The sequence below is a fragment of the Amycolatopsis sp. WGS_07 genome (assembly GCF_045278895.1).
Classification (GTDB): domain Bacteria; phylum Actinomycetota; class Actinomycetes; order Mycobacteriales; family Pseudonocardiaceae; genus Amycolatopsis.
Map to the genome: position 1 here is coordinate 30,588 of NZ_CP136053.1, position 21,911 is coordinate 52,498.

Annotated in this window: 20 protein-coding genes and 2 pseudogenes; 11 read left to right on the top strand and 11 right to left on the bottom strand. The window is 70.2% G+C overall.

The genetic code is table 11. The features are described from left to right. Positions 1-6: 6 nt before the first annotated feature. Positions 7-786 (bottom strand): lysophospholipid acyltransferase family protein, encoded by a 780-nt coding sequence (locus RPX00_RS00125; RefSeq protein ID WP_406636209.1) that lies wholly within the window; start codon positions 784-786, stop codon positions 7-9. Positions 787-841: 55 nt separating this feature from the next. Then, positions 842-2,260 (bottom strand): prolyl aminopeptidase, encoded by a 1,419-nt coding sequence (gene pip, locus RPX00_RS00130; protein WP_406636211.1) that lies wholly within the window; start codon positions 2,258-2,260, stop codon positions 842-844. 91 nt (positions 2,261-2,351) lie between these two features. Here pip and RPX00_RS00135 point away from each other — a divergent pair, with 91 nt between their 5' ends. The 6 genes and pseudogenes from RPX00_RS00135 to RPX00_RS00160 all read left to right on the top strand — a co-directional run bounded on the left by RPX00_RS00135 (position 2,352) and on the right by RPX00_RS00160 (position 9,796). After that, complete coding sequence (locus RPX00_RS00135; RefSeq protein WP_406636213.1) at positions 2,352-3,038, top strand: response regulator transcription factor; 687 nt, start codon at positions 2,352-2,354, stop codon at positions 3,036-3,038. Positions 3,039-3,043: 5 nt separating this feature from the next. Then, positions 3,044-4,308: pseudogene (locus RPX00_RS00140) on the top strand (sensor histidine kinase). A 905-nt stretch (positions 4,309-5,213) separates the two neighbouring features. After that, a complete protein-coding gene (locus RPX00_RS00145; RefSeq protein ID WP_406642713.1) occupies positions 5,214-6,596 on the top strand; it encodes an amino acid permease in 1,383 nt (460 codons plus the stop codon). Beyond that, positions 6,593-7,369, top strand: coding sequence for a carbon-nitrogen hydrolase family protein (locus RPX00_RS00150; protein WP_406636215.1), 777 nt, complete (start codon positions 6,593-6,595; stop codon positions 7,367-7,369). The genes RPX00_RS00145 and RPX00_RS00150 overlap by 4 nt, the downstream gene beginning before the upstream one ends. Then, positions 7,366-9,090 carry a flavin monoamine oxidase family protein gene (locus tag RPX00_RS00155; RefSeq protein WP_406636217.1) on the top strand — a complete coding sequence of 575 codons (1,725 nt, stop codon included), beginning with the start codon at positions 7,366-7,368 and terminating at the stop codon, positions 9,088-9,090. The genes RPX00_RS00150 and RPX00_RS00155 overlap by 4 nt, the downstream gene beginning before the upstream one ends. Before the next feature lie 76 nt (positions 9,091-9,166). Continuing rightward, entirely contained in the window at positions 9,167-9,796 is a 630-nt protein-coding gene (locus RPX00_RS00160; protein ID WP_406636219.1) for a TetR/AcrR family transcriptional regulator, read from the top strand. Between the two features lie 204 nt (positions 9,797-10,000). Here the strand turns inward: RPX00_RS00160 and RPX00_RS00165 are convergent, their stop codons facing one another. Beyond that, positions 10,001-10,711 (bottom strand): TetR/AcrR family transcriptional regulator, encoded by a 711-nt coding sequence (locus RPX00_RS00165; protein WP_406636221.1) that lies wholly within the window; start codon positions 10,709-10,711, stop codon positions 10,001-10,003. Positions 10,712-10,780: 69 nt separating this feature from the next. On the opposite strand from RPX00_RS00165, the gene RPX00_RS00170 reads away from it, so the two are divergent. The 3 genes from RPX00_RS00170 to RPX00_RS00180 all read left to right on the top strand — a co-directional run bounded on the left by RPX00_RS00170 (position 10,781) and on the right by RPX00_RS00180 (position 12,417). Next, positions 10,781-11,647: an alpha/beta fold hydrolase gene (locus tag RPX00_RS00170; protein WP_406636223.1), complete on the top strand. Its 867-nt coding sequence runs from the start codon at positions 10,781-10,783 to the stop codon at positions 11,645-11,647. 93 nt (positions 11,648-11,740) lie between these two features. Further along, positions 11,741-12,160 carry a hypothetical protein gene (locus tag RPX00_RS00175; protein WP_406636225.1) on the top strand — a complete coding sequence of 140 codons (420 nt, stop codon included), beginning with the start codon at positions 11,741-11,743 and terminating at the stop codon, positions 12,158-12,160. Between the two features lie 71 nt (positions 12,161-12,231). Beyond that, complete coding sequence (locus RPX00_RS00180; RefSeq protein ID WP_101433981.1) at positions 12,232-12,417, top strand: DUF5302 domain-containing protein; 186 nt, start codon at positions 12,232-12,234, stop codon at positions 12,415-12,417. 239 nt (positions 12,418-12,656) lie between these two features. Here the strand turns inward: RPX00_RS00180 and RPX00_RS00185 are convergent, their stop codons facing one another. From RPX00_RS00185 to RPX00_RS00200, 4 genes are all read right to left on the bottom strand, one after another. Next, positions 12,657-13,730, bottom strand: a complete 1,074-nt coding sequence (locus RPX00_RS00185) for a Glu/Leu/Phe/Val dehydrogenase dimerization domain-containing protein (protein ID WP_406636227.1) — start codon at positions 13,728-13,730, stop codon at positions 12,657-12,659. Between the two features lie 147 nt (positions 13,731-13,877). After that, positions 13,878-15,077: a kynureninase gene (locus RPX00_RS00190; RefSeq protein WP_406636229.1), complete on the bottom strand. Its 1,200-nt coding sequence runs from the start codon at positions 15,075-15,077 to the stop codon at positions 13,878-13,880. Further along, positions 15,074-15,865 (bottom strand): tryptophan 2,3-dioxygenase, encoded by a 792-nt coding sequence (locus tag RPX00_RS00195; RefSeq protein WP_406636231.1) that lies wholly within the window; start codon positions 15,863-15,865, stop codon positions 15,074-15,076. Before RPX00_RS00195 ends, RPX00_RS00190 begins: the two co-directional genes overlap by 4 nt. Before the next feature lie 8 nt (positions 15,866-15,873). Further along, on the bottom strand, positions 15,874-16,647 hold the full coding sequence (locus RPX00_RS00200) for a PaaX family transcriptional regulator C-terminal domain-containing protein (protein WP_406642715.1): 774 nt from the start codon (positions 16,645-16,647) through the stop codon (positions 15,874-15,876). Positions 16,648-16,735: 88 nt separating this feature from the next. Between RPX00_RS00200 and RPX00_RS00205 the strand changes: the two are divergent. Together RPX00_RS00205 and RPX00_RS00210 are read left to right on the top strand one after the other, a co-directional pair. After that, a pseudogene (locus RPX00_RS00205) lies at positions 16,736-17,439 on the top strand (SDR family NAD(P)-dependent oxidoreductase). Further along, positions 17,436-18,263, top strand: coding sequence for an enoyl-CoA hydratase family protein (locus RPX00_RS00210; protein WP_406636233.1), 828 nt, complete (start codon positions 17,436-17,438; stop codon positions 18,261-18,263). The pseudogene RPX00_RS00205 and the gene RPX00_RS00210 overlap by 4 nt, the downstream one beginning before the upstream one ends. On the opposite strand, the gene RPX00_RS00215 is transcribed toward RPX00_RS00210, so the two are convergent. The 4 genes from RPX00_RS00215 to RPX00_RS00230 are packed head-to-tail and all read right to left on the bottom strand — an operon-like array spanning position 18,264 to position 21,491. Next, complete coding sequence (locus tag RPX00_RS00215; protein ID WP_406636235.1) at positions 18,264-19,085, bottom strand: MerR family transcriptional regulator; 822 nt, start codon at positions 19,083-19,085, stop codon at positions 18,264-18,266. It abuts the gene before it with no gap. A gap of 49 nt (positions 19,086-19,134) precedes the next feature. Further along, positions 19,135-20,055 carry an SMP-30/gluconolactonase/LRE family protein gene (locus RPX00_RS00220; RefSeq protein WP_406636237.1) on the bottom strand — a complete coding sequence of 307 codons (921 nt, stop codon included), beginning with the start codon at positions 20,053-20,055 and terminating at the stop codon, positions 19,135-19,137. A 9-nt stretch (positions 20,056-20,064) separates the two neighbouring features. Then, the gene (locus tag RPX00_RS00225; protein ID WP_406636239.1) at positions 20,065-20,721 is read right to left on the bottom strand and encodes a histidine phosphatase family protein; all 657 of its coding nucleotides are present in this window, start codon (positions 20,719-20,721) and stop codon (positions 20,065-20,067) included. A gap of 14 nt (positions 20,722-20,735) precedes the next feature. Then, on the bottom strand, positions 20,736-21,491 hold the full coding sequence (locus tag RPX00_RS00230; protein ID WP_406636241.1) for an SDR family oxidoreductase: 756 nt from the start codon (positions 21,489-21,491) through the stop codon (positions 20,736-20,738). Positions 21,492-21,911 lie beyond the last annotated feature (420 nt).

Here is a 21,911-nt window from a genome sequence, read left to right on the forward strand (position 1 = left end):
CGCCGTTCAGACCGGCGGCCGTACGCCCCGGATCCCGGCCAGCAGTTCCGTCACCGCGGCCATGATCCGCGTCGTCGCCTCGTCCAGCACGTCCCTGGTCAGCTCGCGCCCGCGCAGATCGTCGAGGTCCACCGGCGCTCCGGCGACGAACTCGATCGTCGGCCGGGGCAGGACGCGCGGCAGCCACGAGCCTGCGGGCAGCAGTGCGTGCGTGCCCCAGTTCGCGACCGGGATCACCGGCACGCCGGTCTCGAGCGCGATCCGCGCCGCACCGGTCTTGCCCTTCGTGGGCCAGCCGTCCGGATGGGCGGAGAGCCCGGCCTCCGGGAAGATCGCCACGCATTCGCCCGCCCGCACCGCGGCGACGGCGTCGCGGTACGCGCCCGCGGCGGTCGGCGCGCCGCGATGCACCGGGATGTGTTTGCCCGACCGCATCACCGACTTGATCACCGGCGCGTTCCACAGGCTCGCCTTCGCGAGGTACCGCGGCACCCGGCCGGAGCCGAGGCAGAACGCGGTGAGCGTCGTCGGGTCGGCGTTCGACAGGTGGTTGGAAGCCACCACGACCCCGCCCGATTCCGGGATGTTCCGCGCGCCGCGCACGCGGAACCTGCTCGTGAGCGCGAGCAGCTGCCACACGACCTCGATCGCGAAGTGGTACCAGGCTCCCCGGCCGGACCGGGCGAACCGCCTCCCGTACCTCTGCATGCCGCGGAAGCCGAGCAGCTCCCCTTCGAGCGGGGTCCAGTTGTCCCGGGTCCGGGTGCGCAGCGCCATGAGCGTCATTCGTAGCGGAAGACGCTCCGGTTCGGCGCCGCGCGAACCCCGGACGCGGCACGGATCACACTCGCTCGAGCACCACCACGGGGATCTCGCGGTCGGTCTTCTTCTGGTAGTCGTTGTAGGCGGGCCACACGGCGGCGAGCTTGTCCCACAGCCGGGCGCGTTCCTCGCCGGTCGCGGTCCGGGCGCGCGCGGTGAACTTGTCCGCCCGCACCTGCACGCGGACCTCGGGGTTCGCCTGCAGGTTCAGGTACCAGCCGGGGTGGTTTTCCGCACCGCCCTTCGAGGCGACGATCACCGGGTTGCCGTCGTCCTCCTGGTAGATCAGCGCGAACTTGCGGTCCTGCCCGGTCTTGCGGCCCTTCGTGGTGAGCACCAGCGTCGGGACGCCTTCCTGCCAGTCGTGCCCGACCTCCCCGTCGGTCTCCTCGTAACGGCGAACGTGCTCGTCACCGAACAGCATGCGGATTTCCTTTCGTTCGACTTCCGCGCTCGACAGCCCGGACGTGCCCTCCCACCCTGCCGCGAACCGGTCGGTCGCGCTGATCAGCTCGTGCAGCGTGCCCGGTTCGTCGAAGGCGTGCCCGGCGTCGCCGATCATCTTCAGCTCGGCGCCCGGCAGCACCTGCGCGAGTTCCCAGGCGGTGGTGGCGGGAGTGACCACGTCGTACCTGCCCTGCACCAGAACGCACGGGATGCCCGACAGCTTCCCGGCCCCGCGGATCAGCTGGTCCGGGGCGAGCCAGCCGCCGTGGCGGAAGTAGTGGTTCTCGATCCGCGCGATCGCGAGCGCGAACTCCGGCTCGGCGAACGCGGCCACCACCTCTTCCTGCGGCGTGAACTTCACCGTCTCGCCCTCCCACCGGCTCCACGCGAGCGCGGCGGGCCCGTGCACGTTCGGGTCCGGGTGATTCAGCAGTTCGTGGTACACCTCGAGCAGGTCGCCGCCGCGGCGCGCGTACGGCACCGGCGCGAGGAACCGCGACCACGCCTCCGGGAACATGCACGCCGCGCCCCCGCCGAAAAGCCACTGCACTTCCTTCAGCCGCAGCGTCGCGACGCCGCGCAGGATCAGCTCGGTCACCCGCTCCGGATGCGTTTCGGCGTAGGCGAGCGCGAGCACGCTGCCCCACGAGCCGCCGAACAGCTGCCAGCGGTCGATGCCCCGGTCCTCGCGCAGCTGTTCCATGTCGGACACCAGGTGCCAGGTCGTGTTCACCGACAGGTCGACGTCCGGCTCGCTGCAGTGCGGCGTGCTCCGGCCGCAGCCGCGCTGGTCGAACAGCACGATCCGGTAGCGCTCCGGGTCGAACAGCCGCCGGTGCCGGGCGGACGCGCCGCCCCCGGGACCGCCGTGCAGGAACGCGACCGGTTTGCCCTCGGGATTGCCGCATTCCTCCCAATACAGCGTGTTGCCGTCGCCGACCGGCAGCATCCCGTGGTCGTACGGATCGAGTTCCGGGTACAGACCGAGCATGCAGCCACTATGCCCGACCTCGGCCGCATCCCGCTGGGGGTCCACTGTGGACGCGCGGACGCGGCCGGGAGGCTCCGGTTAGGCTTGCCTCATGGCGAAGGTACTGGTGGTGGAGGACGACGCGGCGATCGGCAGCGTCCTCGACTCCGCGCTGCGCGGGCACGGCCACACAGTGCAATGGTGCCGGGACGGACGGAGCGCGCTGCGCGAGACCGCGGCGGCCGATCTCGTGCTGCTGGACCTGGGCCTCCCGGACGTCGACGGCGTCGAGGTGTGCCGGCGGCTGCGCTCGGCGCTGCCGGGCGCGGTCCTGGTTATCCTCACCGCGCGGGCGGACGAGATGGACGTCGTGGTCGGGCTGGAGGCCGGGGCCGACGACTACCTCACCAAGCCCATCCGGCTGGCCGAACTGCTCGCCAGGGTGCGCGCGCACCTCCGCCGCGGCGCGCCGGCCGCGCCGTCGACGCCGGTCGTCCGGATCGGCGCGCTGGAGGTCGACATCGCGAGCAGGCGGGTCAGCCTGAACGGCCGGGAGGTCGCGCTGCGGGCGCGGGAGTTCGACCTGCTCGCGCGGCTGGCCGTCCAGCCGGGGCAGGCGGTGAGCCGCGACACGCTGATGTCCGACGTGTGGGATTCGCACTGGAACGGCTCCACCAAAACGCTCGACGTGCACATCGCCGCGCTGCGCCGCAAGCTCGCGTCGGCCGCCGAGTCGCCGTACGAGGTGCCGAGGATCGCCACCCTGCGCGGGCACGGGTACCGGCTGGAAGGGGACTGACCGGGGTGCGCCGCCGGATCGTGACGCTCACCGTGCTGGCCGCGGTCCTGGCCACGAGCCTGTTCGGGCTGCCGCTCGCCGTCGGGGCGCTGTGGTACTTCCGCACGCACACCACGTCCGCGCTGGAACGGGCCGCCGACGGCGTGGCCGTCGAGGTGTCCGACGCGCTCGCCGCCGGCCAGCCCTTCGAGATCCCGGAGAACGAGGACGGCGCCGAGGTCGGCGTCTACGACCCGTCCGGCAAGCTCCTCGCCGGAGACGGCCCGGCCGTCGCGGACGACGTCGTGCGCGGAGTCGCCTCGACGCGCGACGACATGGTCAACCAAAAAGTCGGCGACGAGGATGTGCTGGCCGTCCCGGTGCTGACCGGGGCGCGCCTGACCGGCATCGTGCGCGCGGCGCTCCCCGCTCCGTGCTGACCCGCGACGTCGGCATCACCTGGCTGGTGATGGCAGGCTGCGCGATCGGCGCGGTCCTCGCGAGCTGGCTGGTCGCCCGCCGCATCGCCGCGCGGCTGACCCGCCCGCTGGAAGACCTGGCCTGCGCCGCGACCCGGCTCGGCGAAGGCGACTTCTCCGCGCGCTCGCCGCGGTCCGCGATCCCGGAAATCGACCGCGTGGGCGCTGCCCTGGACGTCACCGCGACCCGCATCGGCGAAACACTGGAGCGAGAACGCGCCTTCTCCGCTGAAGCCTCCCACCAGCTGCGCACCCCGCTGGCCGGGCTGCGCCTGCAACTGGAGTCCGCCCTGGAAACCCCCGGCCGGGACCCCTATGCCGCGGTGCGCGCCGGAATCACCGCCGCCGACCGGCTGGAACGCACCGTCGAAGACCTGCTCGCGCTGTCCCGGGAACGCCGCGCCCCTCGCGACGAACTCGACCTGACCGCGCTCCTGGAAGAACTGACCGACCCCCCGCTTCCAGGCGACCGGCAGCTGCGCCTGGAAATCACCGACCCGCCCCCGGTCCGCGCGTCGGCCCCCGCCGTCCGGCAAGTTCTCGCCGTCCTGCTGGACAACGCACTGAACCACGGCGAAGGCACCATCACCGTCCGAGCCCGCGACGCCGGCGGCGCGCTGGCCGTGGACGTCGAAGACGAGGGCCCGGACCTGGGCGAGCGCGACCCGTTCGCCGACCACACCCCCGGCGGGCACGGCATCGGCCTCCGCCTGGCCCGAAGCCTGGCCGAAGCCGAAGGCGGCCGGTTACGCCTCTCGCGCCCCGACCCGCCGACGTTCACGCTGCTGCTGCCGGAAGCATCCGCCCCCTGACCCACCGCCGCACCGACAGCTGTGGTGCGCGACCGACGACACCGCCCGAGCAGGAGATTTCCGGCCTCGCCGCCCTGGCAGCTGCCCCCTCGGCATCGAGCCCGTGACCACGCGTGCCCGGCCGACCGCCATGGGCTCGCCCGCACCCCCGCGCACACGGCAACCGGCCTCACCTCGGCCCGCATCGCTGACTCCGGAACCCCGCCGAACGCGCCCGTCCCACCAGCGCTCTCCACGAAACGACGCCACGGCACCTCGCCCGTAACCGATCCCGGCCCGCGCGCACGACACCGCCTCGGCCCGCATCGCTGACTCCCGCAACCCGCCGAACGCACCCGGCAACCACCGACCTTCGCGCACGACCGGTCCTCGTACCCGCGTGCACGGCAAGCGACCTCACTGGCTCCGGCATCCCGCCAGTCCTCGCCACAACCGATCCCCATGCCGTGCCCACGACAACCGACCCCACACCAGCTCCCACATCCCGCCGAGCGCGCCCAGCCGACCACCGCCACCCCGCTCCACGAGCCGACACCCCCGCCCTCACCCACGACGGGCCCGCGCGTACGGCTACCGGCCCCCTCTGCCCACCACCCGCAGGTCCAGACCACCCTCCCCGCCCCTGACCAGCCCAGCCAAGCCCGCCGCCGAAGGCCCCCGTCCCCGATCACTTACAGTCAGGACCGACCCGAACCAGGCCTAGGCCGCCACCACCCCGCGGAAACCGATACCGAGAGCGCAATGAATCACCCATCACCGCCAGCAATCCACAACAGATCTCGGTTTTCAGGGCAGTTGCCGATCGATACCGTGGCTCGAAATCGACATCGGCGTCACAATTCGCTAGGAGCCGCCCGGTGAGCACCACCTCCCCCAGTCCCGCACGCGGGCGGCTCGGCGCCGCGATGCTCCGCCGCAAACCGGTCACTGAGCTGGTGGCCGAGGCGGATCACGGGCCGTTGAAGCGGTCGCTCGGGCTCAGTCAGCTGACCATGCTCAGCATCGGCGCGACGCTGGGCAGCGGGATCTTCGTGGTGCTCGGCGAGGCGGTTCCGGTGGCCGGGCCCGCGGTGGTCGTTTCGTTCGTGCTGGCGGGGATCACCGCGTTGTTCTCCGCGCTCTCCTACGCCGAACTGGCGGGCATGATCCCACTTTCCGGCTCCTCCTACTCCTACGCGTACGCGACGCTCGGCGAGCTGGTCGCCTGGGTGTGCGGCTGGTGTCTGGTGCTGGAGTACGGCGTATCCGTCGCGTCGGTCGCGGTCGGGTGGGGGCAGTACGTCAACGAGTTGCTGCACTTGGCGTTCGGCGTCGCGTTGCCGGAGGCGCTCAGCGGGCCACCAGGAGAAGGTGGGCTGGTCAACCTTCCGGCGATTGTCGTGGTGCTGCTGGCGATGGTGCTGCTGCTGTCCGGCGCGAAGGAGAGCGCGCGGGCCAACGCGATCATGGTCGTGGTGAAGATCGGCACGCTGATTCTGTTCTGTGCCATCGCTTTCACCGCCGTCCGGGCGCAGAACTTCACTCCGTTCCTGCCGCTCGGGCTGGCCGGAATGAGCGCGGGCGGGGCGAAACTGTTCTTCTCCTACATCGGGTTCGACGCGGCTTCCACCGCCGGCGAGGAGGCGCGCAACCCGCAGCGTGACCTGCCGCGCGCGATTCTGTTGTCGCTTGGCATCGTCACTGTCCTGTACTGCCTGGTCGCGATCGCGGCGATCGGTGCGTTGCCCTGGCAGGAGTTCGGCGACCAGCAGGCCGCGCTGTCGCACGTGCTGACCACCATCACGAGCAACCCGCTCTGGGCGATTCTGCTCGCGATCGGCGCGATCGTGGCGATCTCCAGCGTCGTGCTGACCGTTCTCTACGGACAGACGCGAATTCTGTTCGCCATGTCCCGCGACGGGCTCGTGCCGAAGGCTCTGTCCACAGTGCACCCGAAGAGCGGTGTGCCGCGCACCAACACGCTCGTGGTGTCCGGTTTCGTCGCGGTGCTCGCCGCCTTCATCCCGCTTGGCAAGCTCGCTGACGCCACCAGCATCGGGACGCTGTTCGCGTTCGGGCTGGTGAACGTCGCTGTGCTGATCCTGCGCAAGCGCCGTCCTGAAGCCGAGCGCACGTTCCGGGTGCCGTTTTCGCCGGTCACGCCGATTCTCGGGGTGCTCTGCTGTGCCTACATGATGTTCAGCCTCGACGGGGCGACCTGGATCGTGTTCGGCGCGTGGATGCTGCTCGGCCTCGTCATCTACTTCGGTTACAGCATCCGTCGCTCGCGGCTCGCGGAGGTCCGATGATCATCGCTGTCCACCAAGGACCGCACGAACGGCTGCCCGAGGCGATGGCCGCCGCGGCGGAGCGCGGGGCCGAGGTCGTCGTGACCGCGGAGATGGGCACCACCGGGTACAACATCGGCGCGGAAGCGGTCGCCGAACTGGCCGAACCTGCGGACGGACCACGGGCAGCAGAGCTGGGTGCGTTGGCTGCCGAGCACGGGGTCGCGTTGGTCTACGGCTATCCCGAACGCGACGGCGACACGGTGTACAACTCAGCGCAACTGCTGTCCGCGCAAGGGGAACGGCTCGCGAACTACCGCAAAACGCACCTTTTCGGCGACCTCGACCGCGACCAGTTCTCGGCTGGGGACGAGCCGGTGGTGCAGGCCGATCTCAACGGTCTCCGCGTAGGCATGCTGATCTGTTACGACGTCGAGTTCCCCGAACTGGTCCGCGCGCACGCGCTCGCGGGTACGCAGGTGCTGCTCGTGCCGACGGCGTTGATGCGGCCGTACGAGCGCATTGCCGACCTGCTCATTCCGGTTCGCGCACACGAAAGCCAGCTGTACGTCGTGTACGCGAACCGCTGTGACACCGAAGGCGAGCTGAGCTACTGCGGACGCTCGACAGTCGCGTCGCCGGATGAAGTCGTCGCGAAGGCCGGGCCGGGCGAAGAGCTGCTGTTCGCCGAACTCGACCCGGCCGTGCTCACTCAAGCGCGGGCCGAAACCCCGTACCTGGCCGACCGAAGGCCGTCGCTGTATCGCTCTCTCACCGAAGGACCCCGGGCATGACCTCCGCAGTTCCCGCCGCGATCCACGCCGAGGAACCGGCCGGGCGGCCGATCACGATGTTCGGCCCCGATTTCCCGTTCGCCTACGACGATTACCTCGCCCATCCGGCCGGGCTCGGCACCGTGCCGGAGCAGGTGCACGGCACCGAGGTCGCGGTGATCGGCGGCGGTCTTTCCGGCATCGTGACCGCCTACGAGCTGATGAAACTCGGGCTGCGGCCGGTCGTGTACGAGATCGACGGGATCGGCGGACGGCTGCGCACGCACCACTTCCCCGGGCTGCCCGACGACGTGGTCGCCGAGATGGGCGCGATGCGGTTCCCGCCGTCCTCGACGTCGCTGTTCCACTACATCACCAAGACCGGACTGGAAACCACGCCGTTCCCGAATCCGCTTTCGCCGGCGACGCCGAGCACGGTGGTCGATCTCAAAGGCCAGAGCCACTACGCGCGCACGCCCGAGGATCTGCCCGACGTATACGGCGAAGTGGCGAAGGCGTGGCAGCGCACGCTGGACGAGAACGCGTCGTTCGCCGAGATGCAGACCGCCATCCGCAATCGCGACGTCGCGACGGTCAAAAAGATCTGGAACGAGCTGGTGCCCCGGCTCGACAACCAGACCTTCTACGGATTCCTGTGCGATTCCCCGGCATTTTCCTCATTTCGGCATCGAGAGATCTTCGGGCAGGTCGGATTCGGCACCGGCGGCTGGGATACCGACTTCCCCAACTCGATTCTCGAAATCCTCCGGGTGGTCTATACCGGCGCGGACGACGAGCACCGCAGCATCGTCGGCGGCAGCGGGCAGCTCCCGCGCCGGCTGTGGGAACGCGTCCCGGAACGGCTCGCGCACTGGCCGTCCGGCACGAATCTGGCTTCCCTGCACGAAAACGGCCAGCCGCGGCCCGGGGTCACGCGGCTGCACCGCACCGCGCCGAACAACGTCACCGTCACCGACGCCTCCGGCCACATCCGCACGTTCGGCGCCGCGGTGTTCACCGCGCAGAGCTGGATGCTGCTGTCGAAGATCGAATGCGACGAGGCGCTCTTCCCGATCGACCACTGGACGGCCATCGAGCGCACCCACTACATGGCGTCCTCCAAGGTGTTCGTGCCGGTGGACCGCCCGTTCTGGCTCGACCCGGACCCGGCCACCGGCCGCGACACGATGAGCATGACGCTCACCGACCGGATGCCGCGCGGCACCTATCTGCTCGGCGACGACCCGGACCGGCCCGCGGTGATCTGCCTGTCCTACACGTGGGCCGACGATTCGCTGAAGTGGCTGCCGCTTTCCGTGTCCGACCGGGTCGAGGTGATGCTGCAGTCGCTGCGCGAGATCTACCCCGGCGTCGACGTGCGGCGGCACATCACCGGCGACCCGGTGACCGTGTCCTGGGAGGCCGAACCGCATTTCATGGGCGCGTTCAAAGCGAATCTGCCCGGGCATTACCGGTACCAGCACCGGCTTTTCACGCATTTCGTGCAGGATTCACTGCCGGAGCGCTACCGCGGTTTGTTCCTCGCGGGCGACGACATCTCGTGGACGGCCGGCTGGGCCGAGGGCGCGGTGCAGACCGCGCTCAACGCGGTGTGGGGCGTGCAGCGGCACTTCGGCGGCGCGAGCGATCCGGCGAATCCCGGTCCGGGCGACCGGTTCGCGGACCTCGCCCCGCTCGAACTCCCGGACTGGCCGGAGTCGTCAACCCATACCGCGCGGTAGCAGCCGAACGTGTTTCCGCGGCGACATTCGGCCCGATTAATCCACCGCACTGAACCGATCATGCCAAACTGATGCCATGAGCACCGATCCGGCGCCGAAGTGGCGGCGACTCGAACCGGACGAACGCAAAGAGCAGATCTACGCCTGTGCGGCGAGACTGTTCGGCGAACGACCGTATTCGGAAGTGTCCACTTCGGACATCGCGGCCGAGGCAGGCGTGGCCCGCGGACTGATCAATCATTATTTCGGAACCAAAAGGGAGTTGTACCTCGAAATCATTCGGCGCGCGCTTACCGTGCCGCGGATTGCGGTGCAGATACTGCCGGACGGCCCGCTGGAAGTACGCGTGGACGCCGCCATCAGCTGGCTTCTCGACATGGTGCGCGAGCAGGAGAAGCTGTGGCTCGCCGCGATCGCGCCGGAGGGCATCGGCCGCGATCCGGAGGTGGACCGGATCGTCGCCGAGGCCGACCGCGCGTCGGCCGACCGCGTGCTGGAGGCGGTCGGGCTGTCCCGCGAGAGCGCGCACGGCGAGGAGCTGAACGCCGCGGTGCGCGCGTTCGCCGGCATGGTGAAGGCGGCGGGCCGGGAGTGGCTCGTGCACCGCTCGCTGGACCGGCACCAGGTGCACACCCTGCTGAGCATGTCGCTCGTGACCGTGATCGGCAGGGTGTTCCCGGCGATCCAGCATCCGCCCCAGCACTGAGGAGACCGGAAGGAGAGCCCCCGGCACCACGAGGGGGAGGAAAGTGCCGGGGGCCCCTTCCGGAGGCGAGGCCCCCGGTAGCTGTCCACGCTACGCCGGGAAAGCGTCGAATCGGTGTCGGTCGGCGCAGCGACAGCCCGACTTTTCACCATGACCACGCGGACGGACCAGTGCATCCGCTCGAGCGGAGCAATTTCGCGAATTTCAGGCGCGCAACTGGGCCAATCGGCACGTGAGCCCGTCGAGGCAGCGGCGGATCGCGAAGTCGAACAGGTACGGATGGTAACCGGCCGCGGCTTCCGGGTCGGTGAGCAGCTCGTGCATCGCGCGGCCGTGCGCGGCCATGCCGGGCAGGTCCTCGCGGTCGCGGTAGGAGGCGTACTCCTCGGTGTTGTCCAGGCGCAACGCGAGGCTGCAGTCCCGGTCGTCCTCGATCGCGACGTACTGGCACGCCGTGGCGGTGAGCATCGTGTAAGCCAGCGAACTCTCCTCGCCGAAGCCCGCGTCCAGCAGGATCTGCACCCCGCGGTCGAGCGTGGGCGTCGCCGCGGCCACTGACGGGCCGAAGGACGCCATCCGGCGTGCGGTGCCGGGGTGCTTGCGCAGCACCTCGCGCAGGCCGGTCAGCAGTTCGACGAACCACTCCTGCCACTCCAGCCCGTCGTCGGGCAGCCGCAGCTGGCCGACGACCCGGTCGAGCACCGCGCACACCACCGCGTCGCGGTCGCCGACGTGGTGATAGACGACCGCCGGGTACGCGCCGATCGCCGCGGCCAGCTGGCGCAGCGTCCAGTTCTCCAACCCGCGCTCGACGGTCAGCTTCACCGCCGCGTCGATCACCTTCTTCGCGGTGACCGCGGGCAGCCCGGCGGCCGAACGGGACCGGGCTCGCTGTCCGGCACGCGAAGTCGGCATGCCGTGCACCGTAACCGGCGACCGCCCGGCTCGGCCACACACGGTTCCGCGCTGCGGCATGATCGGGGCATGCCACGCGCACAGGCCAACGGCCTCGAACTCGAGTACGACACGTTCGGCGATCCGGCCGCCCCGCCGATCGTCCTGGTGATGGGTCTCGGCGCCCAGATGATCACCTGGGAGGAGGGTTTCTGCGAACTGCTCGCGAGCCGCGGCTTCCACGTCGTCCGTTTCGACAACCGGGACGCCGGCCTGTCCACCTGGTTCACCGAACTGGGCCCGCCGGACCTCGCCGCGGTCACCGCGGGCACGGCTCCGGCCCCGTACCTGCTGTCGGATCTCGCGAACGACGTCGTCGGGCTGTTCGACGCGCTCGGCTTCGCGAAGGCGCACGTCGTGGGCGCGTCGATGGGCGGAATGGTCGCGCAGCAGCTCGCGATCGACCATCCGGACCGGCTGCTGAGCCTGACGTCGATCATGTCGACGACCGGCGACCGGTCGGTCGGCCAGGTCTCGCCCGCCGCGCTCGCGACGCTCACCGGGACGGCGCCGGAAACGCGTGAGGCGCAGATCGAACAGAGCATCGCGAACTACCGCGTCACCGGGTCGCCGGGCTATCCGGCCACCGAGGAGTACTTGCGGCGCAAGGCAACCCGGAACTACGACCGGGGACGCAACCCCGCCGGGATGCACCGGCAGGCCGCCGCGGTCGTCGCGTCGGGCGATCGTACTGAACGACTGCGCGACCTGCGGCTGCCGACGGTCGTGCTGCACGGCGACTCCGACGTGATGATCGATGTCAGCGGCGGAAAGGCCACCGCGGCGGCGATCCCGGACGCGGAGCTGGTCATCATTCCCGGCATGGGACACGACCTCCCGGAACCGCTGTGGCCGGAGATCGTGGCCGCGATCGTCCGGGCGACCGCGCGCGCCTGAGCCAGGTCAAGAAGCCGTCAAAAACGCGCAGCGCGGCGTACGGAACTTGTCCGCGCCTCCTGCTTTACGCGCCCGCGCGGGATGCCATGGGGCATGCGTACTGAACGGCTGTCCGGCGGGTTCGGTTTCCCGCTCGGCTGTGTGGCGGTAGTGGCGGCGGCGATCGCGGCGGATCTCGCCGGGGCCACGGTGCATCCGGCCTACGCCGTGGCGGCCGTCGCGCTCGCCGTCGGCGCAGTGGCAGTGATCACGGCCCCGCTCGCCGCGGCCGGGGTCTCGGCGGTGGGATGGGCGGTGCTTTCGGGCTTCGTCTACGGCCGGGCCGGCGACCTGCTTTTCACCCCGGCGACCGGCTGGGTCGCGGCGATCTTGGCTGGTGCGCTGGTGTTCGGGCTCCTCGCCGGTACCGGATGGCGAGCGGCGCAGCGGGTTCGCCCGGTCGCCGCGGAGGCGGTCGTGCCGCTGCCGCGCCGGGCCGCCGAACCAAGCCACCAGCGGGTGGCGTCGCTCTGAAATAGCTCGCCAAGGTGCGCGGATGGTGCCAGGCTGACGGGGTATCACGTCGTCACCTTCGGAGGTCAGCCATGAGTGAAGCGCAACCGGCACCCAGCGACGGGGAGGGCGACGTCAAGCGGAAGTTCCGCGAGGCGCTGGAACGGAAGCAGGCCAAGGCGCGGGAGGGGGCCGCGCACGAGAACGCTGGGCAGCAGAGCCAGCATGCGCATGGGCCTGCGGCTAACAAGCGGACTTTTCGGCGGAAGAGTGGTTGATTGTTTTGGGGGCTTGGGGCACCCCGAAGTTTGAGTGTGACTACGGTCTGGGGCTGCTTGTCAAGGCGGGAAAGATGCCTTGACAAGCAGCCCCAGACCGCGTTTTGGCTTCGTATCGGGGTGCGGGGGTGGTGTGGGTGCCTGGATGCGTGGGGTGCACCGGCGGCGGTTGTGGTCCGTGAAGGACTCCTTGAGGGAATCTGATTCCCTCAAGGAGTCCTTCACGGGCGTTTGCGTTGTTACACCGTGAGGATCGAGCGCAGGCGGCCTACGTCGGTCATGCGGCGTTCGGCTAGGCGGTCGGCTGCGGCGGCGGGAGGTACGCCGTCGGCCTTCGCCAGGTCGTAGACCGCTTTCGTGGTGTCGAAGATGGCCGCCGTTTTGCGCTGGGCGCGGGCGAAGTCGAAGCCGTGGCGTTCGTCGTCCACCTGGATCACGCCGCCCGCGTTGACCAGGTAGTCGGGGGCGAACAGGATGCCTCGGTCGTTCAGCAGCTTGTCGACGCCGGGGTGGGCTAGCTGGTTGTTGGCCGCGCCGCACACGATTCGGGCCTGCAAAGCGGCGACGGTCTCGTCGGTGAGCACGCCGCCCATCGCGCAGGGGGCGAAGACGTCCAAGTCGGTCCCGATCATGGTGTCCACATCGGACACCACCTCGACGCCGGGGTAGGCCGCGCGGGTGCGGTCCACTGCTCCGCGGGCGACGTCGGTGATCACCACGTGCGCGCCTGCCTCGACGAGGTGGCCGACGAGGATGTGGCCTACCTTGCCGACTCCGGCCACGCCGACGCGGCGGCCAGTCAGTTCCGGCACGCCCCACACCTGCTCGGCGGACGCGCGCATGCCCTGGTACACCCCGAAAGCAGTGAGCACGGACGAGTCGCCGGCGCCACCGTCCTCAGGGGAGCGACCAGTGACGTGCCGGGTCTCGCGGGCGACCACGTCCATGTCTCGCACGTACGTGCCCATGTCGCAGGCGGTGATGTAGCGGCCGCCGAGCGACTCTACGAACCGGCCGTACGCGCGCAGGAGCGCTTCGGACTTGAGCGTGTTCGGGTCGCCGATGATGACGGCCTTGCCGCCGCCGAGGTCGAGGCCGGCGAGTGCGTTCTTGTACGCCATTCCCTTGGAGAGCGCGAGAACGTCGTCCAGTGCGGCGTCCTCAGTGGCGTAGGGGTAAAACCGGGTACCGCCGAGGGCCGGGCCCAACGCGGTGGAGTAGATGCCGATGATGGCTTTCAGCCCGCTGGCCTCGTCGTGGCAGAACACGACTTGTTCATGGCCGCTGTGCCGGCCGAACACGCCTTCGGTCACGGTGGTGACTCCTTTGTCTCCCACGCGGCTCGTGGCCGCGCAATCGTGTGAACGGTGTGCACCGGGGAAACGAGGGTTGCCCGTTCCGCGGTGCACACCGTCAACCTACTTCGCCGTTCTCCGGGCCACCACCCGCATCCCGGGTCTTCACCCCAGATCCGCGACAGCTTCCCGAAGCGTGGAAATCGCCGTCTCGAGCTGTTCATCGGAGAGGTAGGGCGCGGGGCCGAACCGCAGGTACTGACCCCGGCTGTCGGTCCGCACGCCGCGCGCGGCCAGTCGTTCGCAGAGCTGTCCGGCGAACGGGCTGCGCAGGGAGAGGAACCCGCCGATGCCGTCGAGCGGGGTCTCGCGGTCGCGGGTGACGACGTCGTCCGGGAGGCCGAGGTCGTCGAAGCAGCGGGCGAGCAGGCCGACCTGGTGCTGCGACACCTCGCGCAGGAACTCGGCGGTGAGTCCTTGTTCAGCGAAGAACTGCTGTACCCGTACGCCGCGGTAGTGGCTTGACGGGTCGTAGGTGGCTCCGGCGAACCGGTCGCCGCCGGGTGCGTACGCGACTTCGTCGGGGCGACGTTCGTCGGCGAGGGCACCGAATTCCGCGTACCAGCCGGTAATCACCGGGCGCAGCTCCTGCGCGTGCGCGGGCAGCCGCAGGAAGCAGTTGCCTTCGCCGAGCTGGAGGTACTTGTAGCCGCCGCCGAGCACCCACGCGTTGGTGAGGCCGAGGTCGTGCAGCGGGAACGGGACCGCGCCGATCGCGTGGTAGGCGTCGACGACCAGGTCGACCGAGCGGCTCCGGCACGTTTCGGCCAGGTGCGCGAGGCCCGGCACGATCCAGGACGTCTCGAACAGCACGGCGGACGTGAACACCGCGGCAGTCCGGTCGTCGACCTGCTCGGCGAGCCGTTCGGCCAGCGTGGCGACTGGCGCGGCAGGCACGCGGACGACCTCGACGCCCTCCTCGGCCAGCCGGGTGAGCTGGCGGCGCAGGGTGTGGAATTCGCCGTCCGTGGTCACCAATCGCGGCCGCTTCCGCAGCTCGATCGCGGACAGGAATCGCAGCACGAGTTCGTGCGTGTTCTGGCCGAGCGCGTAGTCGCCATGCGGATCGGACAACCACTGCCGGAACCCGTTCCGCAGCTCGTCGGCCTTCGCGAACGCCCGGCCCCACTTCTCGTCCACGTCCCGCGCGGCGTCGGCGAACGCTTCGCGCAGACCTTCCTCGGCGACGTCCGGCCAGGCCTGGTGCGAGTGCGCGGACAGCAGCAACCGGTCGGCGACGCGGAACCGCGAGTAGAGCGGGACGAGCGCGTTGTCCTTGGCGCGCAAGGAATCCACAGTGGTCACAGCCGGCTCCGGACGGCCCACAGGTCCGGGAACATCGGGTTGAACAGCGTGGTGCGCAGGTAAGTCGCGCCGGACGAACCGCCAGTGCCGGTCTTGTCGCCGATCGTGCGTTCGACCATTTTCACGTGCCGGTAGCGCCATTCCTGCAGGCCCTCGTCGAGGTCGACCAGCGCCTCGGCGAGCACCGACGGACCGCCGTCGTCGTGGTAGACCTTCAGCAGCACTTCCTGCAGCTCCGGCGACGCCTCCAGCGGACGGGTCACGTCGCGGTCGGTGGCGACCGGGTAGCCCTTCCCGGACAGATAGGTCAGGAACGAGTCGAACACCGACGGCCGCCGCATCGCGTCGGCGATCCGGGTGCGCTGCTCGCCGCCGTCCGGGTAGTGCGCGAACACGCGCTCGTCGCGGCGGCCCAGCACCGCTTCCAGCTCGCGGAACTGGCCGGACTGGAAGCCGCTCGAAGCGTCGAGGCGGGCGCGGAAGCTGGTGAACTGGCTGGGCGTCATCGTCTCCAGCACGTCGATCTGCGCGACCACCACCTTCAGCACGGTCAGGATGCGGCGCAGCGTGCGGATCGAGTGCGCGGTGTTGCCGGCTTCCAGGTTCTCCTGCAGGAACGCGGCCTCGTGCAGGATCTGCTTGAACCACAGCTCGTAGACCTGGTGGATCACGATGAACAGCAGTTCGTCGTGTTCGTCCGAACGCGGACGCTGCGCGGCCAGCACCTCGTCGAGCGCCAGATAGGACGTGTAGCTGAGCGCGGCTTGGGTGTCGTCGGGTCCGGTCATCGGGTTCCTCATCTCGTGGACAGGGTTCGGTCGAAGTGGCGCTGAGCGGGTGGCGCGAGCGCCGAGTACAGGTCGTGGAACAACTCGACCGCCGCCGCCCGGGTCTCGGGCGCGGGGATCAGCTCAGACGGTAGCTCCGGGTCCAGCGAAGGGAATTCGCGGTAGGTGTGCACCAGCCTGGTCCGCACGGCAAACGCTTGCGCGTCGCCGAGGTCGCGCGGGCAGCCGCCGAATTCGGCGACGAACGCGGCGTATCGGGCGGACAGTCCGTCGAGGTCCCAGGCCCGCCCGGCGAGCCGGCGCACGTCCAGCGCGGCCGACGGGGTGCCGAGCATCAGGCCCGCGTACTCGGCGACCTCGAGTTCGGTGAGCAGCGCGAGCACCTCGGCCTCGCGGTCGTGCGGGGCGAGCCAGGTGCCGTCCTGCACCGGGCCGAAGCCGAGGAACCGCAGCCGCCGCACCAGCCGTTCGCGGGACTGGCGGCGGGTTTCCGGGATGTTCTGCCACAGCACGGTCCAGGTCCCGGCCGGTTCGTCGCGGCGGCCGAGGCCGAAGATCCGCCGGTCGCCGTCGTCGAGCAGGGCGACCGTGCGCGGGGTCAGCGAGTAGTGCACCAGCCGTCCCTCGCGGTGCCGGGACAGCAGGCCGCGGCGGACCAGCCGGGTCAGCGCGATCCGGGCCGCGCCGTCGGAGAAGCCCAGCTCGTGCAGCAGCGCGACCAGCCCGCCGGACCACACGCGCCTGCTCTCGCGCGGGCGCACGTAGCTGCCCAGCAGCGTCATCACCAGCTCCTGGGGCGTACGGGCGGGTTCGGGATCGGGCACGAGACAACTCTATACACCCCAGCCCGCTGCAGTGTAGCTTTCGGGAGTGAGCAGTTTTTCCGACCGAGTCGTCGTGGTCACCGGCGGCACCCGCGGCATCGGCGCGGCCGTCGCCGAACGGTTCCGCGCCGCCGGAGCGACGGTGCACTCCCCGGCCGCGCCGAGTGCGACGTCACCGACGAGGCCGCCGTGCAGGCGTACTTCGCCCAGCTCGGACCGGTGGACGTGCTGGTCAACAACGCTGGCGTGTCGTCGAGCGCGCCGCTGGCGAAAACGGGCCTCGACGACTGGCGCGGCCAGTTCGAGGTGAACGCGACCGGCGCGTTCCTGTGCACCCGCGCGGTCCTGCCCGGCATGCGCGAACGCGACTACGGACGGATCGTCACGGTCGCGTCGACTGCGGGCCTGGCCGGCGCTCGCTACACCTCGGGTTACACCGCGTCGAAGCACGCGGCGGTCGGCTTGATGCGCGCGGTGGCGGCGGAGGTGGCGGGCACCGGCGTCACATCGAACGCGGTGTGCCCGTCGTTCGTGCGCACGGACATGACCGCGACTTCGGTCGCCCGGATCCGCGAACGCACCGGCCGCGACGAGGCCGACGCGGAAGCCGCGCTCGCCGCTGCCTCCCCGCTCGGCCGACTGCTCGAACCGGGCGAAATCGCTTATGCCGTGGAGTTTTTCGCCGCTCCGGAAGCGGCCGCGATCAACGGACAGACCCTCGTACTCGACGGTGGAGGAATTCAGAAATGAGCCCGTTCCGCGCCAGTGCCCCGCTGACGAAAACGTGGGAGCACTTCGAGTTCACCGTGGACGACGGGGTCGCGACGGTGACCTTCGACCGTCCGGAAAAGCTCAACGCGCTCACCTTCGACGTTTACGCCGATCTGCGCGACCTCGTCGCCGAATTGCCGCACCGCGGCGACGTGCGGGTGCTCGTGCTCACCGGAAAGGGCCGCGGCTTCTGTTCCGGCGGCGACGTCGAGGAAATCATCGGCGAGCTGCAGAAAATGGACACCGCGGAGCTGCTCGAATTCACCCGGATGACCGGCGCGGTGGTGAAAGCCATGCGCGAAACGCCGATCCCGATCATCGCGGCGATCAACGGCGTCGCGGCGGGCGCCGGTTCGGTGCTCGCGCTGGCGAGCGATTTCCGGCTGCTGGCCGAGTCGGCGAAGTTCGCGTTCCTGTTCACGAAGGTCGGGCTGGCGGGCGCGGACATGGGTTCGGCGTACCTGCTGCCGCGCCTGGTCGGCCTCGGGCGCGCGACGGAATTGCTGATGCTGGGCGACAAACTCCCCGCCGCGCGCGCCGAGGCGATCGGACTGGCGAACCGGGTGGTGCCCGACGCGGAACTGGCCGCGGAGGCCACCGCACTGGCCCGGCGGCTCGCGGACGGCCCGGCGCTGGCGTACTCCACCACGAAGGTGTTGCTGACCCGCGAACTCGACAGCGACCTCGGCAGCTCGATCGAGCTGGAAGCCATCACGCAGGCGTTGCTGATGACTGCCAAGGACCACAAGGAGTTCTACGCCGCGTGGGCCGCCGGGCGCAGTCCACAGTGGACCGGCCGCTGATCAGGCCCGGGTCACCGCGGCCTGGAGTTCCGTCACCCAGTCGTCGCGGTTTTCCGGGCACTCCAGGTTGACCTCGCGGGGGTAGCCGGTCGACTGGTAGCCGTTGGCGTCGATCCACCGGGCCAGTGTCTGGGCCGCAGGATCGACGGTCTCCATGGAACCGCGGTGCACGACGGTCGCTGCCTGCTCGACGGGCGGCAGGTCGAGGACCCGGACGTCGCCGTCCCGCAGCGGGGCGGAAACCTGGACGGCGGCGTGGACGACCACCTTCCCGTCCCCCTCCGGGACGTCCTCGTAATATGCGACCCCGGGGCCGGTGCACGCGATTCCCGCCGCCTCCATCCGCCGGAAAAGCTCGTCGTAGAGCGGTCCGATGACCGGACCGATGTCCTCGGGTTCGAAACTGGCGGCGACCGCGGTCAGCTCCGCCACCCGCACGGCGGGGACGTTCTTGATGACGACGTCGTTCTCGGGCATGTGCCCCTCGCTTTCGATCGCTCGGAGCCTCGCCTCGACCCGGATCAGCCGAGCCGCCGCGGCCGCCATCGCCGCCGCCAGGTCTGCCCGCCGAAGCCGCAGCATGGCGCCCAGCTGCTCGGTGGTGACCTTCTCGTCGAGGATCTCCTGGACCTGCTGCAGCGTGAAGCCGAGATCCTTGAGCGCGACGACGCGGTTGAGGTGCGCCAACTGAGCGGCGGCGTAGTAGCGGTAGCCGGTTACGGGGTCGACATGGGCCGGGCGCAGCAGTCCGGTCGCGTCGTAGTGCCGCAGCATGCGGACTGAGACGCGGCCGTGCCGGGCGAAGTCTCCGATACTGAACATGACGCCTTCGAGTTGACCGCCTGACACGGTGTGAGAGTCAAGAAGCCGATCAGAGGTCGGTGTAAGCGATCGCGTTCTCTTCCAGCGAGCCGAACCACAACCGCCCGTGATACTCGCGGATCCCCACCAGCAGGTGGAACCCCGGGATCTCGCCGCGCAGTTCCCGCACCACCGAACCCTCCGGGGTGACCGCGACCGCGCCCACCCGGCGTTTCGGCGCAGGCTGCAAGGAATCCGGCAACGCGCGCACCGCCGTCCGGACCGGTGTGGGAAGCCGGCGCACGACGTCGAGGGCACGGAGACGCGGGCTGGCCTCGGTGATCCAGATCAGCCCGTCCGAACCGGTCGCGATGTTGTCCGGGAAGCCCGGCAGGTCGTCGACCAGGACGTCGCGGTCGCCCGCGCGCGGGCCGGTCAGCCAGACCCGGCTGACCCGGCACGCGCCGGTTTCGGCGACCGCCACGAAGGATTCGTCCGGCGGCAGCGCGACGCCGTTCGCGAACTGCAGGCCGTCGGCGAGCAGGTCGATCTCGCCGTCCGGGGTGCGGCGCAGCAGGCGCCCGCCCGCGGTCTGCTCGATAAGGTCGTCGCGCCAGTTGTCGATGCCGAAGCGGCGCGAGGAATCGGTGAAGTAGACCGTTCCGTCGGCGGCGACCGCGGCGTTGTTGCAGAACACGAAATCCAGTCCGGCTCCGGACGTCGCGAGCGTCGTGGTCTCGCCGCCGGCCAGCGGCATGGTCAGCAAACCGGCGCGGGCGTCGCAGATCAGCAGTTCGTCGTCGCCGTACAGCTCCAGGCCGAGCGGGCGGCCGCCGGTGTCGCCGATGAGGTCGATCCGCCGTCCGTCCGGCGAAACCCGCAGGATCCGGCCGTCGTCGACGCCGGTGTAGACCCGACCCTCGACGTCCACGACCACGTCTTCCGGACCGTGCCCGTTCACCGGGACGATCGTGACCGCACCGAACCGCACGACAGCCTCCTACCGGTAGCTGAGCAGCCGCGCCGTCTCGCCTTCGAGATGCGGATGCTCGTTGAAGGACAGCAAAGTGACCCCGCCGCGACCGGACGTCAGCTTGGTGATGCCGGTGTTCACGGTGACGCGGTTGAGCTTCAGCAGCCCGGGCCCTGGCGTGCCCAGCAATGCCCCGGCGACCGCGCCCAGCACGCCGCCGGAGGTGAACACGAGCCCGTTCTCGCCCTTGCCCAGCGATCCGGCCAGCTCCGCCAGCGCCGCCGTGCAGCGGCCGAGGAAGGCGGGCCAGCTTTCCGCGCACGGACCGTCGTCGCCGGACTCGACCCACGCGGTCAGCGCACTGTCCAGCAGCCGTTGATACTCACGCGGATCTTCTTGCGGCGCACCACCCGCGTAGTGCCGTCCAATGTCGACGTGGTCGTACTCGTTCCAGCGTTCGTCCTCGACCACCGGCACGTCGCAGCCGAGGGTTTTCAACGCCGTCGCCGCGGTGTCCCGCTGGCGGGCCAGCGTTCCCGAGCGCACCTGCGCGAACTCGACCCCACGCCGCTTCAGCTCCGCACCGACCAAGGTGGACTGTTCGAAACCCAGCGGCGACAACGCGTCGTAATCCGCCGCGCCGAACGACGCCTGGCCGTGCCGGATCAGGTAGATCGCACCCATTTATGCCCGTCCCGTCAGGAAAACTTCCGCAGCAGCCGGCCAGGCGCCAAGCGTACCGCGACACTCAGCGGCACCCAGGGCCACGAAGGCACGTACGCGCGCTTCGGTTCCGCTTCGATCGCCTTGACCAGCGCGTGCGTACCTGCTTCGGCCGACACCATGAGCGGGTTGCGTTTCGTCGAGCGCGCGGTCATCTCCGAGCTGATGTAGCCGGGCCGTACGTCGGTAACTGTGACACCGTGACCGCTCAGCTCCAGCCGCGCTCCTTCGGCGAACGCGGAGATCCCGGCCTTCGACGCTGCGTACGCGGTGAGGTTACGCGGAAAACCGCGCAGCGCCATGAAGGAAGAGATCACCGCGAGGTGCCCGTCGCGCTGTTCGCGGAAGATGCCCGCGGCCGCCTCGATTTGCGCCACCGCGCCGACGAGGTTGGTCTCGAGGGTCTGCCGGTTGGCGTCGAACCGCCCGGACCCGACCGGCTGTCCCTTGCCGAGCCCGGCGTTGACGATCACGCGGTCGAGCCTGCCGAGTTCGGTCCGGAATTCCTCGAACACCGTGAAGACGCGGTCGTGGTCGGTGACGTCGAGCGCGCGCGTGACGACGGTGATCCCGGGGTAGGCGGCGCGCAGCTGCGCGGCCAGTGCGTCGAGCCGGTCGGTGCGCCGGGCGCACAGCGCGAGGTTGCGGCCGCGAGCGGCGAACTGCCGGGCCATTCCCTCGCCGAGCCCGGAGCTGGCTCCGGTGATCAGGATGTTCTGCCGCAGGACCATGCCCGGAGCCTACCCGCTGGTAACCATTCCGGCGGCCCCGTGTGACCACGCCGGGTCCCGGCTGCCGGGAATCGGCCGGAAAGGAATTCCCGGAGAAGAAACCGAAGGAATTTCGCCATTCCGGAGCCGCCCGCCGCGAGGGACGCGCTCGCGGCGGGGAGGCATGCGGCTCCGGCGCGGATGACCGGTGGCCCGGCTTCTGGGGGCATGCCGGGCCACCGGTTCCGGGCACGGCCGCCGGCCGGGTGCGGGGCGCGGTCCGCGAAGCCGGGGCCGAGGCTCCGGACGCGCCGGGGGCGGCGCGTTCCGTCCTGGCCATGGAAGCGCGACCGCGCAGGTCACGGCAATGGTTCCCAGTTGCCAGTACTAGCCCGGTCGGCCGAGTGGCGCGGGCGGTGCGCCTGGTCCGGCGGCTGCTAC